Source organism: Pseudoalteromonas sp. CuT4-3 (genome assembly GCF_035666335.1).
GTDB lineage: Bacteria > Pseudomonadota > Gammaproteobacteria > Enterobacterales > Alteromonadaceae > Pseudoalteromonas > Pseudoalteromonas atlantica.
The window spans coordinates 2,768,633-2,786,166 of record NZ_CP142030.1 but is presented as its reverse complement, the minus strand read 5'-3'; the positions used below and the strand labels follow the sequence as shown (position 1 = coordinate 2,786,166).

At 41.8% G+C, this 17,534-nt stretch carries 10 protein-coding genes, 1 tRNA gene and 1 pseudogene; 9 read left to right on the top strand and 3 right to left on the bottom strand.

The window, feature by feature from the left end:
• Positions 1 to 38: 38 nt before the first annotated feature.
• Entirely contained in the window at positions 39 to 1,472 is a 1,434-nt protein-coding gene (locus VOI46_RS12830; RefSeq protein ID WP_004586144.1) for an alanine/glycine:cation symporter family protein, read from the top strand.
• An 867-nt stretch (positions 1,473 to 2,339) separates the two neighbouring features.
• Here the strand turns inward: VOI46_RS12830 and VOI46_RS12825 are convergent.
• Positions 2,340 to 3,938 (bottom strand): annotated as a pseudogene (locus VOI46_RS12825) (BCCT family transporter).
• Between the two features lie 543 nt (positions 3,939 to 4,481).
• On the opposite strand from VOI46_RS12825, the gene VOI46_RS12820 reads away from it, so the two are divergent.
• The 3 genes from VOI46_RS12820 to rimI all read left to right on the top strand — a co-directional run bounded on the left by VOI46_RS12820 (position 4,482) and on the right by rimI (position 5,382).
• Positions 4,482 to 4,558: transfer RNA gene (locus VOI46_RS12820), tRNA-Trp, on the top strand.
• A gap of 64 nt (positions 4,559 to 4,622) precedes the next feature.
• Complete coding sequence (locus VOI46_RS12815; protein WP_004586147.1) at positions 4,623 to 4,928, top strand: hypothetical protein; 306 nt, start codon at positions 4,623 to 4,625, stop codon at positions 4,926 to 4,928.
• Complete coding sequence (rimI, locus tag VOI46_RS12810) at positions 4,915 to 5,382, top strand: ribosomal protein S18-alanine N-acetyltransferase (RefSeq protein ID WP_004586148.1); 468 nt, start codon at positions 4,915 to 4,917, stop codon at positions 5,380 to 5,382. Before VOI46_RS12815 ends, rimI begins: the two co-directional genes overlap by 14 nt.
• Before the next feature lie 48 nt (positions 5,383 to 5,430).
• Here the strand turns inward: rimI and VOI46_RS12805 are convergent, their stop codons facing one another.
• The gene (locus tag VOI46_RS12805; protein WP_273604633.1) at positions 5,431 to 8,103 is read right to left on the bottom strand and encodes an ATP-binding protein; all 2,673 of its coding nucleotides are present in this window, start codon (positions 8,101 to 8,103) and stop codon (positions 5,431 to 5,433) included.
• 427 nt (positions 8,104 to 8,530) lie between these two features.
• Positions 8,531 to 9,199, bottom strand: coding sequence for a TetR/AcrR family transcriptional regulator (locus VOI46_RS12800; RefSeq protein WP_004586150.1), 669 nt, complete (start codon positions 9,197 to 9,199; stop codon positions 8,531 to 8,533).
• Between the two features lie 240 nt (positions 9,200 to 9,439).
• Here VOI46_RS12800 and VOI46_RS12795 point away from each other — a divergent pair, with 240 nt between their 5' ends.
• From VOI46_RS12795 to argS, 5 genes are all read left to right on the top strand, one after another.
• Positions 9,440 to 10,948 (top strand): efflux transporter outer membrane subunit, encoded by a 1,509-nt coding sequence (locus tag VOI46_RS12795; protein ID WP_324738058.1) that lies wholly within the window; start codon positions 9,440 to 9,442, stop codon positions 10,946 to 10,948.
• Entirely contained in the window at positions 10,948 to 12,492 is a 1,545-nt protein-coding gene (locus tag VOI46_RS12790) for an MFS transporter (protein ID WP_004586152.1), read from the top strand. Before VOI46_RS12795 ends, VOI46_RS12790 begins: the two co-directional genes overlap by 1 nt.
• A 24-nt stretch (positions 12,493 to 12,516) precedes the next feature.
• Positions 12,517 to 13,551: an HlyD family secretion protein gene (locus tag VOI46_RS12785; protein ID WP_004586153.1), complete on the top strand. Its 1,035-nt coding sequence runs from the start codon at positions 12,517 to 12,519 to the stop codon at positions 13,549 to 13,551.
• 289 nt (positions 13,552 to 13,840) lie between these two features.
• Entirely contained in the window at positions 13,841 to 15,430 is a 1,590-nt protein-coding gene (prfC, locus tag VOI46_RS12780) for a peptide chain release factor 3 (protein ID WP_004586154.1), read from the top strand.
• Positions 15,431 to 15,492: 62 nt separating this feature from the next.
• Positions 15,493 to 17,235, top strand: a complete 1,743-nt coding sequence (gene argS, locus VOI46_RS12775; protein WP_004586155.1) for an arginine--tRNA ligase — start codon at positions 15,493 to 15,495, stop codon at positions 17,233 to 17,235.
• Positions 17,236 to 17,534: the final 299 nt, after the last annotated feature.

Here is a 17,534-nt window from a genome sequence, read left to right as displayed (position 1 = left end):
ATGAGTAGATAAAATTATTAATATATCAAGGAATACTAATGCTAATACTAGAATCCTTTTTTGGATTAATCGGAGATCTCACATGGGGTTGGTCACTTATTCCATTCCTTTTAATATTCGGTCTCTTCTTCACAATCGCAACTGACTTCGTTCAGTTTAGATTCTTCAAACGCATGTTCCGAGTGTTGCTGACTAAAAACCAAACTTCGGATCAGAATGCGATCTCTGGTCGAGAAGCTCTTTTATTGTCGATAGGCGGTCGTGTAGGTGGCGGAAACATTGCAGGTGTTGCCGTTGCTATCACATTAGGTGGACCAGGCGCGGTATTTTGGATGTGGGCTGTTGCGCTTATCGGAATGGCGACGAGCTTGGTAGAGTGCTCACTCGCTCAGCTCTATAAGCGAGTAGACGGTGATGTTTTCCGTGGCGGTCCTGCAAGGACGATTATTCATGGCCTTGGAAAAGATTACAAATGGCTAGCTTATGTTTATTCTATATGCTTAATAGCATCTTTTGCAATCGGCTTCAGCGCATTTCAAGGTAATACAGTTGCAGGAGTAGTTGTAGATAGTCTAGGTATCGATCGTATCTATACCGGAGCATTTCTTGCAGTTATCGTTAGCTTTATTATATACGGTGGCATCCATCGTATCGCTAAAACGACAGACGTCATCGTCCCCATAATGGCGATTGCATATATAGGTATTTCTTTGCTCATAATTATCATGAATATTTCCGATCTTCCGGCGGTCATATTAACAATCGTTAAAAACGCTTTTGGTATTGAAGAAGTAGTAAGTGGTGGGATGGGGGCAGCAGTTGCAAACGGTCTCCGACGAGGCTTATTCTCCAATGAAGCAGGCCTAGGTTCTGCACCAAATGTTGCTGCAACAGCGGATGTAACGCACCCGATTAGCCAGGGAATAACTCAATCTCTGTCTGTATTCATTGATACTATCGTTGTATGCAGTTGCACAGCTTTCGTGATTTTACTTGGTAATGTATATGTACCGGGTGAGACAGTTGCTGATGGTGCTGTCCTTACACAACAATCATTGGTGTCTCATCTAGGAGGGTGGGCTCAGTACTTTCTAACGGGTACGATTTTTTTATTCTCTTTCAGTTCCATTATCTACAATTACTACTTGGGAGAAAATGCACTGACCTTTATATCGAAAAGCAAGCTGGCGTTACACATCCTACGAATTTCAGTTATTGCTATCGTATTCATTGGGGCTGTAGCTCCAACAGCAACGTCAGTATTTTTCTTTTCAGATCCAATGATGGGTATACTAGCTATTGTGAACTTACTCGTTCTGATAATGCTGTTCCCTACGGTAATGCGTCTGTTGAAAGATTACCGAAACAAACTTAAAGATGGGATAGAACATCCCCAATTCGACCCGGATGAATTCAGCGATTTGGATATTGACCGTAACGCGTGGCGATCTAAAACGTATTCAGTAACCTAGCAATTAGAAACAAGCCCTATTAATAAAATAGGGCTTGTTGAATAGCTACTACAGACCTAGTAATGGATTATATAAACTAAGTCCAAATCTGGCTTGAATGAATGTTGTGAGTATCGGTTTTAAATTTTTTTTTGGCATATGGGTTTAGAAAAAGAGCTGTTTAGAACAAAAGTCAGTACCACATACTCTGACTCGGCACTAAACAGGGGAACGCTACTTGTTCGAGGACTTACTCGGCTTTAGTCCCGGAGTGTTTCCTGGAGTTTTTTTGTTGTCACGTCGACGTTGATCTGGTTTACCAGTCGACTTGGCTATTGGTTTTGGTCCTGGTTTTAAACCCATAATTTGATCCTTTTATTTAACGAGGTTATTCCTCGTTGTATAATCTTTGGGCAGTATTGATGGCTTTCAATATGTGTATGAAAAACAATCTAAAAATATCACCAAGGTTTCTTGCTGGTAACTCATGTTTTGATGCGTTTTAAAATGTATTGCGACAAGTTGGAGGTACAAGATGGATAGAATTACCTCGGGTCCGCGACGGCTTAGTGTTGAATAGATACAAGAGCTTCGTCGTGATATGCAAGAATCCTCAGCTTGGGCCAAAGCAGAACTCAAACGCCGACGAGACGCAAAAAAATCAAAAAATTCTGCGCATGGTATAGATGATGGTATCGGGAAAGGTGGTATTTCTAAATAGCTGTTATTTCGATGTATTTTGTGCCTGTTGATATTCGAGTGGGAATAACACCCGTTTTTACTAATGGTTAATGCCTTTTAGATAGCAAACATAGTTTTGTTATTTAAATAATAAAAACCGTTAGTTCTTGCCCACTAAACTAATTAAGTGAAGTGGGCTAAGTGGGTTTATTTTGCAGGAACGGGCGTAGGTTGCTCTGTTTCTGTAAGTAGCCCTTTAACTAGACTAATACAGCCTAGAATTAAAATAATAGTAAAGGGCAGGGCGGCAATAATAATAATGTATTGCAATGCTTGAATTGAATCGGTGCCACCAATCCACAGCATTAACATAGCAATAATACTGGCAATAACGGCCCATACTAGCTTTTGCTTTATAGGTACTTCTAGTTTTCCGCCTGATGTAAGGCTATCTATTACAATAGAGCCGGAGTCGAGGGTGGTAACAAAAAAGATAATTATTAACGCCACAGCTAAAAGAGAAAGCAGCGTACCAAACGCATAAGCATCTAGCATATAAAACAAGCTAAGCGTTACATCTGTAATACCTTGGTTTGCGCCAAGTACCCCAACTTCATTTATAATTTGATCAATCGCAACACCACCAAAAACCGACATCCAAGCAGTAGTTACAAGAGTAGGAATGAGTAATACATACACTAAAAATTCGCGTATGGTACGCCCTTTTGAAATACGCGCTACAAACATACCAAAGCAAGGTGCGTATGCAACCCACCACGCCCAATAAGACACAGTCCAGCCATGTAGCCACTGCGTATCTTCTCGGCCTGTGCTTGAGCTTAGAGGAATGATATTTTTAACATAACCTATTACGGCTGTGTATGCAGAATCAAGTACCGTGGTAAAGTTTAAAATAAACACTAACCCCAGAAACACAAAGGCTATGCCCATATTTATATTACTTAGGAGTTTAACGCCACCATCCATACCGCGCACAATAGAGAGGATAGCCAAGCTCATAATTAATAAAATAATGCCTTGTTGTAATAACAAAGAGCTTTTAAAGCCGAGTACGTGGCTAATACCACTGGCAGCTTGTGCCCCGCCTAAGCCTAACGACGTAGCAAGACCAAAAAGGGTAACTAATACCGCCATTACATCGATAACATCACCTAACTTGCCCCATACTCTATCTCCTAAAAGCGGATAAAATATAGAGCGCATAGAAAGCGGTAAGCCTTTGTTATAAACAAAATAGGCTAGGCATAAAGCGGTCATACCGTAAATTGCCCACGCGTGCAGACCCCAATGGAATACAGTAGCCCCTAAAGCCATTTCTCGCCCTTGCTCGGTAAAGGCCTCTGCATTGAGAGGCGTGCCAAACCAGTCGGTGTAAAAGGCGGTGGGCTCTGCCACACCTCAAAAAATAAGGCCTATACCCATGCCTGCAGCAAAGAGCATAGATACCCACGATAAGGTTGAATAATCTGTAGTTGCTTTATCGCCGCCAAGGCGAATTTTACCCAACGGTGAAGCGGCAATACCCACTGCAAACAGCAGCAATATATTGGCGCCCCACATAAATACGTAGTCAAAATTAGTTAGTGCGGCATTTTTTATTGAGTTAATCGCCTCTTTAGCTTCGTTAGGCGAGAGGGCAAGTAGAGTAATTATAAAAAGTAGAGATAGGCCAATAGAAACAGAAAATACATTAGTATGAATATCCATGCCCCATTTGCTAACGTTATCTTGTCCTACTTGGTAATCGGTTGAATCGATACTGTATTTTTTTGATTTAAACTTCATATAACACGGCGTGAACTACCAGCAACTGCTAATAGTAAAGCTCCTCCATATTTGCATTGTGAATGACCCGCGTAAGTAAGATACATGATGAAATATGCAATTAGGTGGTAAGGCGCGGATCCCCTAGACGCTAAATTGTATTATAAATGCTGCCAATGTTATTGACTTGTTTATGTATACAGCAACTCCACCAAGCTAAATCGCTATAAAAATAACTAGCAGCAAGTGTAAATACACCATGCTAGCTAAAGTATTTAACACTTAAGAAGGAATTTACAGCATAGCGTTTGGGCTAAGCGTAGGTAAAAACAGTACCGCGGTTATTAAGCTCGTACGGTTTTAAAGCACATACTGCAGTTTTAATTACGCTAAGCTGAGCAGCATTTATTTTTTTAAAGGTGAGTGCTGCTAAAGCTAAAGTGGCTTTACAGCGCTATTTAGCTTGCTAATTCAGCGTTTTGTATAATTTAAAAGCAGTTAAACTAAAAAGTTAATTTTTTACTTTACCTTTTCTAAAAGGTCTCTATAATTCGTCGACATTGCAGGGGCGTAGTTCCAATTGGTAGAACAGCGGTCTCCAAAACCGACGGTTGGGAGTTCGAATCTCTCCGCCCCTGCCATTTCTTCTTTACATCGTTTTTATTACTTCATATATTGTTCTAGTGTTTAATCTACTGAGTTGTTATGCATCCACGTTACGCAGCTATTTTTGGTATAGAAAACCTTGAACTAAATCAGCATTATCGTCCTAAAAATACTGAGACTACTTTAGCCGTTTCACAAAGCACTCCAGCTGAGCCGTTAGCGCTGAGCAAGCAGTTATTAAGTGATATACGTTTTAGTGCACCTTCTTTAACAATTAATCATGTTTTAAAAGGGGCAGACATACAGTTAGCCGACGATAAGCTTACACTACCAACCTCACAGCTCAGTGCTTCTGATAAGCGCGCTTTATGGGCTTTAATGAGCACACACCTTGATAAACTTTAAACCTGTAAACGAAAGCGCAATAGCACAATTAATGGCTATTGAAACTGCCTGCCAATCTCATCCTTGGTCTCTTAAAACAATGAGCTCTTGCATGGGCGGCCGTTACTTTAATTTAGCGGCGTTTGATGAAAACACCCTAGTAGGTTTTTATATAGGTGAAAAGGCAGGGCCTGACTTTACCCTTATGGATATATGTGTAACGCCCAGTGAGCAAGGTAAAGGCATTGCAAGGCAGTTACTTAGCCAGTTTATTGAATATGGCGAGCAGCAAAATGCTGAAAACCTTTTTTTAGAAGTACGCGAATCAAACGCGCGTGCAATAAAGCTTTACGAACATGCTGGCTTTACGCAAATGTCGGTACGTAAAAACTATTACCCAAGCGATGAGCCCTCTAAAAATGGCTATGAAGACGCCATACTAATGGGTATGGCGCTTAACTTAGCGTTTAGTTAAAGGGTTAAATTAAGCGCTAAATAAACGTTTAAAGTAAAACACGCACTTTTAGGCGGTTTCTTTACTTCTAGCTATGGTTTGCTCAATAGCATTAATTAGATTTACAATTAATGTGGGGCGCTGGGCTTGGTCATTACTAAGCAGGTTTTCTTCTAGCAGCGCTGCACTGTGGTAAATATCGTCAAAATTAAAGCAACCAGCACTGCCTTTTAAGCTATGAGCTACACTTCGAAGTGCCTCTGCATCGTTACTGGCTTTTAAGCTGTTTACCTTTTGCAAGTAACTTGGCAGATTAGCCACATAGTTATCGTTAATTTGCTGAAACTTTTCACTTTTTAGTAAACTATCCCACTTGTTCTGATTATCTTTTTCAAGATTTAAGTAACTAACTAGCACGTTTTCAAGCGCGTCTTTATCAATGGGTTTTGCCAGTGCTTTATCGCAACCGGCCTCAATGTATGTGTCTATATCATGGTTCATTACATTGGCGGTAAGCGCGATAATGGGCCCATCGTAGGCTGCATGACGTAGCATTTTAGTAGCCTCAAGGCCGCCCATTACAGGCATTTGCATATCCATAATAATTAGCTGGTAGTCGTTTACTAACGCCATTTCTACTGCTTGTGCACCATTGTTAGCCATATCTGGCTCTAGGCCCCAGGTTTGTAATAGCAGTTTTATAAGTAACTGGTTATCGGGGTTATCTTCGGCAACTAATATGTTGGCATCAAAACTAGAAGTGGCAAACGACAAGAAAGGGTCTTTTTCTGGAATAAGCTGTGCTTGCTCAGTTAAAAGCTCTAGTGGCTGTTTCGGCTCGTTAATATGGCAATCAACGGTAATAGCAAAGCGACTGCCTATGCCAATTTCGCTTTTTAAAGTAACATCGCCACCCAATAACTGCGCTAAGTTTTTAGAAATACATAAACCTAATCCTGTGCCTCCAAAGCGGCGCGTGGTGGTGGCATCGGCTTGTTCAAAAGGTTTAAATATACGCTCTATTTGGTGCTCAGACATACCAATACCGGTGTCTTTAACCACAAATTCAAGCTGCTGCTTACTTTGCAAATAATGCACACAAATTGACACATTGCCTTGCTCGGTAAATTTTACGGCATTGCTGGCTATGTTTATCAAAATTTGTTTTAAACGCGTCATATCACTATAAATAGTGCGCGGTAATGGCAGCTCGTAATGAATGCTAAACGCCAGTTGTTTGTCGTGCGCTAGCGGTTCAATAATTGATTCTATATCGTGAACCAGCTGTACTACATTAAGGGGGGCTTGCTCTACAGCGAGCTTTTCTGCTTCTATTTTAGATAAATCGAGTATGTTGTTTATTAGCTCTAATAAGTGTTTAGAGTTTCGTAAAATGGTATTTAAATGCTGTTTGTCGTTAACCACTTTATCGTTAATTAATAACTGCTCGGTAAAGCCCATAATGGCCGTAAGTGGGGTGCGAATCTCGTGACTCATATTTGCTAAAAAACGGCTTTTAAGCTGGTTAGCTTGCTCTGCTTGAGCTATGGCAAGTTCAAGCTGGCTGTTCATCGCTTCGAGCGCTTTAGTACGGCTTTCTACTTTGTCTTCTAGGTGGTGTTTATATTCTTCTAGCTGTTCTTGGTAGTGTCTTATTTGGTTGATCATGTGATTAAAATCGTTAAACAACACCCCAACTTCATCATTTGTATGAGCAGGTAAATTTACCGATAAATCACCATCACCTACACGGTGGCTGGCGGCCCCTAAAAGCTCAATTGGGTTTAGCAGTAAATTGCGCACAACCACAAAAATAAGAATAGGCAGGGTGATCACCGAAATTATCACAATTAAGCCTGTGATTAAGCTAATTGCCTTACCCGACTGATAAAGCACGCCTTTTGGAATGGTTGATACAAAGTAATAACCGCCGCTCATTTGTACAGCAAATATCATTCTTTCTATTTTATCTATGCTCGAAAGTTCAATAGTCGAAAGGGTGCCTACATCGGCTAAATCGTGAACCTGTTCAAGCTCGTGCTCGGTAATATATTGCCCGCGTAAGCTGTAGTCTGAGCTAAATAAAATTTGCCCGTCGTTGGTTAGCAGTAAATTAAGGGTGTTGTTATAAGGTGCCTCTAAAATACTGGTGTTTAATATAGAGGGTTCAACTTGTAATACTATAAAGCCAAGTTGTTGTGGGCGTTTTAAATAGTAATCAACACTTTGTACGCGCTGTACAAAAAATAAGTTGGTGGTGCCGTCGTTGTTTTGCACCATAAATTGTTGTTGGCGCAAATTACTTTGCAGTACTTGCTTAAAAAATGGGTATGACTGCGGTGCGGTTGTTAAATTATTAGAATAATACGCGTCACTTTTACCACTGGCCGAGACTAAGTTAATACTAATTATATCTGGGTAGGCTTCGCTATAACTGGCAAAAACATCCATTAGTGCCCCTAAGCGGCGTGTATAGCTGCCATCAGCATGAATGTCGTTTGATAAAAAATCGTTTAAAACAGGCGAGGTAGACAGTAGTTTTGCTGTTGAATGAAACGAGTCTATGTAGTTGAAAACCTTTTGCTGTTGCTGCTCAACAAAGCGACTCATTATAAGATCAGCCTGCTTTTGTGTTGAGTTGGTTACGTTAGTTAATGTAAAACCACCTAAAAACAACAAGGGTAATATAACAAGCGGGGTTATATACCATAATAATCGAATACTTAACTTACTGGTTTTCATGACCAAACTACTTATCCTCCGTGCAATCTAGCAATGATATGCGTTACGACTTTATTACACAAGAAGCGTAAGCTGATTTGGGTTAATTTAGCGTAAAAAAAGTGTGTATATAATTGGTTTAAATAAGGCTAGTGAGCACCGAAAGCGAGATTATATTTTAAGGCGCTATATTTAGCTTTATTTTAAATAAGTTAGCGGCTGCGCTGCTTGGTTTTTTAATTATATAGCTAACAGTGCAGTATCAATGCCTGTCATAAATTGAGCGCAAGGGGCTAACCCGTAGCGCTATTTTATATTTATTAGTGTTTAGCACAATGCATTAAAATATGCGTTGTTAGGGCATTGGCATTAAGGGTAATTTAGCCACGCTTAAAATTAATGCGTGGCTTTAAAATGCTATTTATTTAAAGTATTACAAATTTAAAAATTAGTTCTTTTGAGTGTGAGCCGTACCGTAAGAGCGCACTAAAAAGTTTATTGCTACTTCTACCCAGCGGTCTATATCTTTTTTAAGCACAGGCTGATCGGGGTGAGTTAAGTACATTAAATGTAGCTCACTGCGCATTAAGGCAACAAATAGGTTAGTGGCTTCTTCAATGTTTAATTCTTCAAAATCAAGCTCTTTAGATTCCACTGCCGCTTTTAAATAATTAGAGACCTTGTCTTTTACCACCCGCGGGCCAGAGTTATAAAACATATGACCTAGGGCGGGTAAGCGGGTGGCTTCAGCAACAACAATTCGGTATAGAGCCATGGCAGTCTCTGATAGAGCGATTTGTAAATAAGCATGCCCAAGGCGGCGTAAGTTTTCTGTTAAGTTGCCTGGCTTAAACGTTATATTATCGATTGATGCTGTAAATATTTCGCATTCACTTTTAATGACCGCTAAAAATAAAATTTCTTTATTTGCAAAGTGAGCGTAAACCGTCGATTTTGATACGCCTGCCTCACGTTGGATCATGTCGGTGGTTGCACCATTAAAACCATGAATTAAAAATATTTTACGTGCAGCGTGTAATACCGTTCGTGCTTTTGCACCAAGCTCTAATTCACTTGGAGGCAGAGTGTTTTGGGCATTAATAAGCGTTTTTGTCATTACATTTCACCTTGACATAATGTTAAATTACGCCTAGCGTATCAAACCGAGCGGTACAGTTCAATTTAAGCTTTGAGTTAAGGGTGTTTTTAGCAGCTGTTAACTATCGGTATTACCCTGTTTAAATGTATTTAAGGTGTGACTAGGCAGCAATTAGCGTGCTTAGCTTTTTTTTTGCTTATCGATCAAACCGAGCGGTACAGTACATAAATAATTGTGTTATTAATTTAGGATTTAAAAATGGCTAATCAGTGTCTTAATAAAAGACTTTTTAATTATTCGCGGCATTCAGCTATTGCGCTTACATTAGCTGCGGCTTTGTCGGGTTGTGTAGTGGGTCCTAACTTTGAAGAGCCTAATACAAATATAAACAACGATGCTATAAAGCCAACACCCGAATTTACTCAGCTACAAGGCGGTAATGCTGAATTGGCGTGGAATTGGTGGACAATTTTAAACGATCCTATTTTAACGGAGCTAGAGCGCAAAGCACAGTTAGGTAATCTTGACTTACAGCTAGCATCAAGCCGAATTGCCCAAAGCCGCGCAGCATTGGGTATTGCATCGGCAGACCGCTTACCCAGTGTATCTGCTGGGTTTGACTACAAGCGCGAAGGGCTGAGCGAAAATGGTAAGTTTGTTGCACTCGGTGCGCCCTCAGACCCTGATAACTTTTGGCAGCTTGTTTTTGATGCCAGCTGGGAACTTGATTTATGGGGCCGTAATAAACGTGTTGAAGAAGGGGCCGTCGCTATGCTGCAGGCCTCTTTGTATGCGCGTGAAGCCGCCCGTGTTAGCTTAGCTGGCGAGGTGGCTAAAACGTATTTGTTACTGCGCAGTGTACAAACGCAGCTCAACATAACACACGAAAACAAAACCATTGCAGAGCGTGTGTTAAAGCTTGCACAAAGCCGCGAAAAAAACGGTGTAAGTACACGTTTTGAAACAATTAGTGCAAAAGCAGAGCTGGCAACAATTAATGCTGCGCTACCAGAGCAAACGCAGCGCCGTAATGTGTTAATGAACGCGCTTGCGTTGCTAGTAGGTGAAAAGCCACGTGCCTTAAATACTTTGTTAGCCGAGCGTATTGCTGCGCCTGTTATGCCAAGCGAAATCCCTTCGGCTATTCCATCAGAGTTTGTGAAACGCCGCCCAGATATTTTACAAGCGCAAGCACACTTACACAGTGCTGTTGCCGCTATTGGCACGGCCGAAGCGAATTTTTACCCACGCATTACTTTAACGGGCTCATTAGGGGTTGAGGGGTATGCGCAAAGTGATTTATCAACCTGGGATTCACGTGTTTTTTCAGTGGGACCAAATGTTTATTTGCCTATTTTTCAGGGGGGGCGCTTAAAATCACAGCTTAAGCTGACTAAAGAGCGCGAGAAAAACGCGGCATTAACGTATCGTCAAACTGTACTAAAAGCGTGGCACGAAGTTGATAACGCAGTAGATGGCTGGGCTGCGCAGCAAAATCACCATCACAAAGTTGAAATTGCTCACGACTTTAATAAGCAGGCTTTACAAACCGTTGAAAGAGCCTACCAGCAAGGGGCAGCCGACTACCTTAGCGTTTTAACGGCGCAGCGTAATTTATTAGCAAGCCAAACTAAGTTAAATAACAGTGCAACCAATGCCTCGATTGCGGTTGTAAATTTGTATAAATCTCTCGGTGGTGGCTGGAACCCAGACGCGCTATCTGAAAGTGCGCTTGCGCCAATGTCAGCCAAGGCGGAGGGCGAGTAATGAATGCAGTCACGATTAATGTGCCTGTACAAAATGCGGCACCTGTTGCTAAGCCCGCAGGGCCATCAAAACAAGCACTGGCTGGGCTATTATGCATTTTTATTGCCGCTATGATGGCGGGTTTAAATAACCGAGTAGGGGCACTTGGATTAGCAGATGTGAGGGGCGTAATAGGGGCAAGTTTAGATGATGCCTCTTGGCTTTCAAGCGCCTATACCGTTGGGGAGCTAATCGCTATGCCTTTTGCTTCGTGGTTTGCCATTACGTTATCGGTTAGACGCTTTCATATTTCTATGGTGACTATATGTGGCGTTATTGCGGCTATTTTGTCTTTTATTCATGATTTAAACTTATTAATTGCGCTGCGTTTTGTGCAAGGGGTAAGTAGTGGCGCGCTCATTCCTATATTAATGATGGCTGCACTTAAATTTTTACCCCCTAACATACGTTTACACGGTTTAGCGCTTTACGCGATGACCGCTACATTCGCCCCAAATTTAGCTATTTGGCTAAGCGGGCAGTGGGCTGATGTTTTATCGGACTGGCGCTGGATTTACTGGCAAGTTATTCCGCTTTGTATTATTGCAGGTTCACTAACTGCGTGGGGGCTCCCAAAAGAGGGTGTTAAATATGCGCGCTTTAAAGAAGGAAACTGGTTAGGCCTAGTATGCGGCGTATCGTCTTTGACGTTAATTGCCATCGCGCTTGATCAAGGTGTGCGTTTAGATTGGTTTAATTCATCGCTTATTAGTGTGTGTTTTTTTGGTGGGCTAATTTTATTTGGCTGCTACGTATTAACCGAGTGGCATCACAAAGCGCCATTTATGAGACCGCAATTATTAGGCCGACGCAATTTAGGTATTGGCTCTGTACTACTTACCATGTTGTTAGTGGTGTTGATGTCGGGCTCAATGTTGCCCTCAACCCATTTAGCCAATTTACATAGCTATAGAGCATTACAGCTAGCGCCAGTAGGGTTATTAATTGCGCTACCACAACTTGTACTTGGCTCGGTAGTGGCACTGCTTTTATACAAAAAATGGGTAGACGCCCGCATTGTGATGTCAATTGGATTATTTTTAATTGCGCTGGCCTGTTTTAGCGGCGCACAAATTACGCCTTTATGGCATCGCGATCAATTTATCACAGCGCAGCTGTTGCAAGCATTTGGCCAGCCCATGGCAGTGGTCTCTATTTTATTTTTAATGACCAGTGTACTAGACCCAAGCGAAGGGCCGTTTTTTTCGGGAACCATAAACACATTACGTGTGTTTGGCTCGCTTATTGGCGGGGCTGTTGTGGGGCAGCTATTAACGGTGCGCAGTCATTTTCATAACGAAATGCTATTAGATCGCGCCTCACTGGTCGGTAACTCATTGGCAAACACCATACCTAATGAGCAATTAGGCGGCGTTATTGCCCAGCAATCGTTAGTGATGTCGGTAGGTGATGCCTACTTGGTGCTTGGTGTGTTAGCACTTGTATTAATTCCGCTGGCGCTATGTATGAACTTTGTACCAGCCCCGAATCTTAATAAATCTTAAATTTTAATCGTTGAGTAATATATTATGGCCTTACCAAAAGTAGTTAAATTAACCGTTGCAGCAACTATACTTGCCGTTGTTGCAGGCAGTATTATTTATCTTAATAAACCGGAGTCGCAAAGTGCAACTCAAACAACTGACGATGCCTACGTGCAAGCCGACTTTACCTTTGTGGCACCTCAGGTATCTGGCACGGTAGATCAAGTACTCATTAAAGATAACCAGCGAGTACAAAAAGGCGATTTAATTGCCACCATAGATAATCGCGATTTTGTAGTGGCTCTAGATTCCGCTAAAGCCCAAGCTAATAGTGCTAAAGCTAGTGTAGCTAGCTTGCAAGCTAAGTTAACTTATCAAGATTCGCTGGTACAACAAGCGCAAGCTGCGGTAGAGGCCGACACTGCATCACTTAAATTAGCGCAGTTAAATTTAAAGCGTTATACCAACTTAGCAACCGATGGCTCAGGCACTGTGCAAGCACGAGAAGAAGCACAAGCAAAGCTGGCTATTCAAAAAGCAAACTTGCATAAAAACCAAGCAGGCCTTGCGGCAGCAAAGCAGCAGATTAAAATTTTACGTGCCGATATTGAAAAAGCCAAAGCTGCGCTTGTACAAGCTAAAGCACGTGTAGTAGATGCCGAACTTAAGTTATCGTACACCCAAATTACAGCGCCTATTGATGGCATAGTTGGCCAAAAATCGGTGCGTGTAGGGGCGTATGTAAACCCAGGCAGCCCGCTATTGGTTGTTGTACCGCTCGATAAAGTGTTTGTTAGTGCAAACTACCGTGAAACTCAGCTAGCTAATGTAAAAGTAGGCCAAGAAGTTGAAATAAAAGTAGATGCACTACCAGGGCAAATTTTACGCGGCTATGTTGATAGCCTAAGCCCTGCCAGTGGCGTGAGCTACTCAGCCATTGGTGCACATAACGCCACGGGAAACTTCACCAAAATTGTGCAGCGTTTACCGGTTAAAATTAGCTTAGATGCAAACCAGCCGGCGCTTAAGCAGTTACGAGTAGGTATGTCGGTGGTACCCAGTATTTCAATAACGCAGTAGCACATTGTGTTAATTACAAGGCCAGTAACCATGTTGCTGGCCCTTAAAATTAGTTACTCCTTCCTTTTGCATATAAAGCCAAGATATTTTTGAGTTAGATAGCACACTTTTATACCGACTCCTGTTACAATTGCCACTATTAAAAAATTAGCTATATGGCGTTAATTGTTGTCAATTTATTCACACTAAATTGCTCAAAGCCCAGTTAATAACGATCAACTTAACGGGTTGCCTTGCATACACTCAATGTTATGCATGTAACTTGGCATCAAACTAAAAGAACTTATTAATGGCAGACCAGAATATTATCAACGAAATTAGCAAGCGAAGGACTTTTGCAATCATATCGCACCCGGATGCTGGTAAAACCACCATCACCGAAAAAGTACTTTTGTTCGGACAAGCGATTCAAAAAGCCGGTACTGTAAAAGGTCGTGGCTCTAATCAGCATGCAAAGTCTGACTGGATGGAAATGGAAAAAGAGCGTGGTATATCGGTTACTACCTCTGTAATGCAGTTTCCGTATAACAATGCGCTGGTTAATTTACTTGATACCCCTGGACACGAAGACTTCTCAGAAGATACTTACCGTACATTGACCGCGGTAGATTCGTGTTTAATGGTTATTGATGCCGCAAAAGGTGTAGAAGAACGTACCCGTAAGCTAATGGAAGTTACGCGCCTACGTACCACGCCTATTGTAACCTTTATGAATAAGTGTGACCGTGATATTCGTGACCCAATGGAACTACTCGATGAAGTAGAAACAGAGCTAAATATTGCCTGTGCGCCTATTACTTGGCCAATTGGTTGTGGTAAAGAGTTTAAAGGTGTTTATCACATTCATAACGACGAAGCGGTTTTATACAAAACAGGCCAAGGCCATACTATTCAAGAAGTTCGCACTGTAAAAGGCCTAGATAACCCAGAGCTTGATACTGCCATTGGTGAAGAACTCGCTGAGCAATTACGTGAAGAGCTAGAGCTGGTAATTGGTGCCTCAAATGAGTTTGATCTTGAATTGTTTTTAGCGGGTGAGCTTTCACCGGTGTACTTTGGTACAGCCCTTGGTAACTTTGGTGTAGACCATGTACTTGATGGTTTAACGCAATGGGCACCAACGCCATTACCGCGCGAAACAGATGACCGCCAAGTAATCGCAACAGAAGAAAACTTTACCGGTTTTGTGTTTAAAATTCAGGCCAACATGGACCCTAAACACCGTGACCGCATTGCCTTTATGCGTATTGTGTCGGGTAAATACAGCCAAGGCATGAAAATGAACCACGTACGCCTTGGTAAGCAAATTAGTATTTCTGATGCGGTAACCTTTATGGCGGGCGATCGTGAGCGCGCAGCAGATGCATATGCGGGCGATATTATTGGTTTGCATAACCACGGTACCATTCAAATTGGTGATACCTTTACGCAAGGCGAAAAGCTTAAATTTAGCGGTATTCCTAACTTTGCCCCTGAGCTGTTTCGTCGTATTCGTTTACGCGATCCACTCAAACAAAAGCAATTATTAAAAGGCTTAGTACAACTTTCTGAAGAAGGTGCTGTACAGGTATTTAGACCGCTTACTAACAACGATTTAATTGTAGGCGCGGTGGGTGTACTACAGTTTGATGTGGTTGTAGCGCGCTTAAAAGCTGAGTACAACGTAGATGCAATTTACGAAGGCGTAAATGTAAATACGGCACGTTGGGTAAGCAGCGACGATGTTAAAAAGTTTGAAGAGTTTAAACGTAAGTGCGAAAGCAACTTAGCACTCGATGGTGGCGATAACTTAACTTACATAGCACCGAGCCGTGTAAACCTTAACTTATCGGTAGAGCGTTACCCAGAGGTAACCTTTAACCATACGCGCGAAAACTAGAATTGACTGACTAAAGTTAACTGAAAGCCTGCTATGGCGGGCTTACAAAGGTAAATAATATAATGAACATTCGTACTATTTTAGTAGAAAAAGCCATTGCCGCCATGACCGCAGCAGGCTTACCAGAAGACACAAACCCAGCTGTTACACAAAGCACACGCCCACAGTTTGGTGATTACCAAATTAATGGTGCAATGGGCGCCGCTAAAAAAATGAAAAGCAACCCACGTGAGCTTGCGCAAAAAATTATTGATAACCTAGATGTAACCGACATCGCTGAAAAAACAGAAATTGCCGGCCCAGGTTTTATTAATATTCATTTAAAGCCTGAGTTTTTAGCCAACAGTGTAAAAGCAGCAAACAACGATGCAAAACTGGCTGTAAACGAGCACGCAAATCCGCAAACTGTCGTGGTAGATTACTCATCACCTAACCTTGCAAAAGAAATGCACGTAGGCCATTTGCGTTCAACCATTATTGGTGATGCCATTGTACGTGCGCTTGAATTTAGAGGCGACAAAGTCATTCGTCAAAACCACATGGGCGATTGGGGCACACAGTTTGGTATGCTAATTGCGCATTTAGAAGATCAAATTAGCCAAGGCGTAGACTTAGAGTCGGTAGCGCTTGCTGATTTAGAAACGTTTTACCGCGATGCTAAAAAACGTTTTGACGATGAAGAAGGCTTTGCCGATAAAGCCCGTGACTATGTAGTTAAACTACAAGGCGGCGACGCGCACTGTGAAAAGTTATGGAAGCTATTTATAGCGACCTCTGTTAAGCACTCTGAGGAAGTTTACAAACGTCTAAACGTAACGCTTACCCAAGACGATATTATGGCTGAAAGTGCTTACAACAGTGAGCTTAACGATATTATTAGCCTATTAAAAGATAAAAACATAGCGGTAGAGTCGCAAGGCGCACAAGTAGTGTTTTTAGATGAACTTGCTAATAAAGATGGTGAGCCATCGGCGTTTATCGTGCAAAAATCTGGCGGCGGCTTTTTATATGCAACCACCGATTTAGCCGCGTGTAACTACCGCTCAAATACCTTAGGCGCTGAGCGTATTTTAATATTTGTTGATGCACGCCAAAGCCTTCACTTTAATCAAGTGGAGCTTACCGCACGTAAAGCAGGCCTTTTACGCGATGAAACAAGCTATGAGTTTTGCCCGTTTGGCACCATGATGGGCGCCGATGGTAAACCATTTAAAACCCGTACAGGTGGTACAGTAAAACTTGCTGATTTACTTGAAGAGTCAATTAGCCGTGCAGCAACAAAACTTGCTGAGCGTGAATCTGATTTATCAGATCATGATCGCAGCGAAATTGCGCGTAAAGTAGGTATTGGCGCTGTTAAATACGCTGATCTTTCTAAGCATCGTACCAGCGATTACATATTCAACTGGGACACCATGTTAAGCTTTGAAGGCGCAACAGCACCTTACTTACAATATGCTTATACCCGTGTGCGCAGTATTTTCCGTAAATCAGGTGTCGATGCCGCTACGCTAAATGCAGATGTAGTCATAGCCGAGCCGCAAGAAAAAGCACTCGCGCTTAAACTGTTACAGCTTGAAGAAGTCCTTGATTTAATGATCTCTGAGGCTACTCCGCACGTACTATGTAGCTACTTATACGAGCTAGCTAGCCTATACATGACATTCTACGAAGCCTGTCCAGTACTAAAAGAAGGCGTAGAGCCAAACGTACGTGACAGCCGTTTAGTGTTATGTAATTTAGTGGCAGATACGCTAAAAACAGGATTGGATTTGCTTGGCATTGAAGTCATGGAGCAAATGTAATTACCGTCGTATTTTAACCTAATACTGCGTTATCCACCCCAACTTACCCTAATCACATACAAACCGTATGCTCATAGGGATAAGTAGGGGTGAATGCCTTGTCTTAGGCTAAACTACTTAGGTGAACCTTCTGCTTCGTGTAGTTCGCTTTAGCTGCGTTGGTAAAATTATTTAGCCTAAGTCACATACAAACCGTATGCTCCTTGGCATAAATAGTTTTACTGCCTTGTGCTAGCACTCCTACACTTGCAGATGATTTTAGGCTTTACTTGACGAACTTTTGTAAGTTAATCATTTTG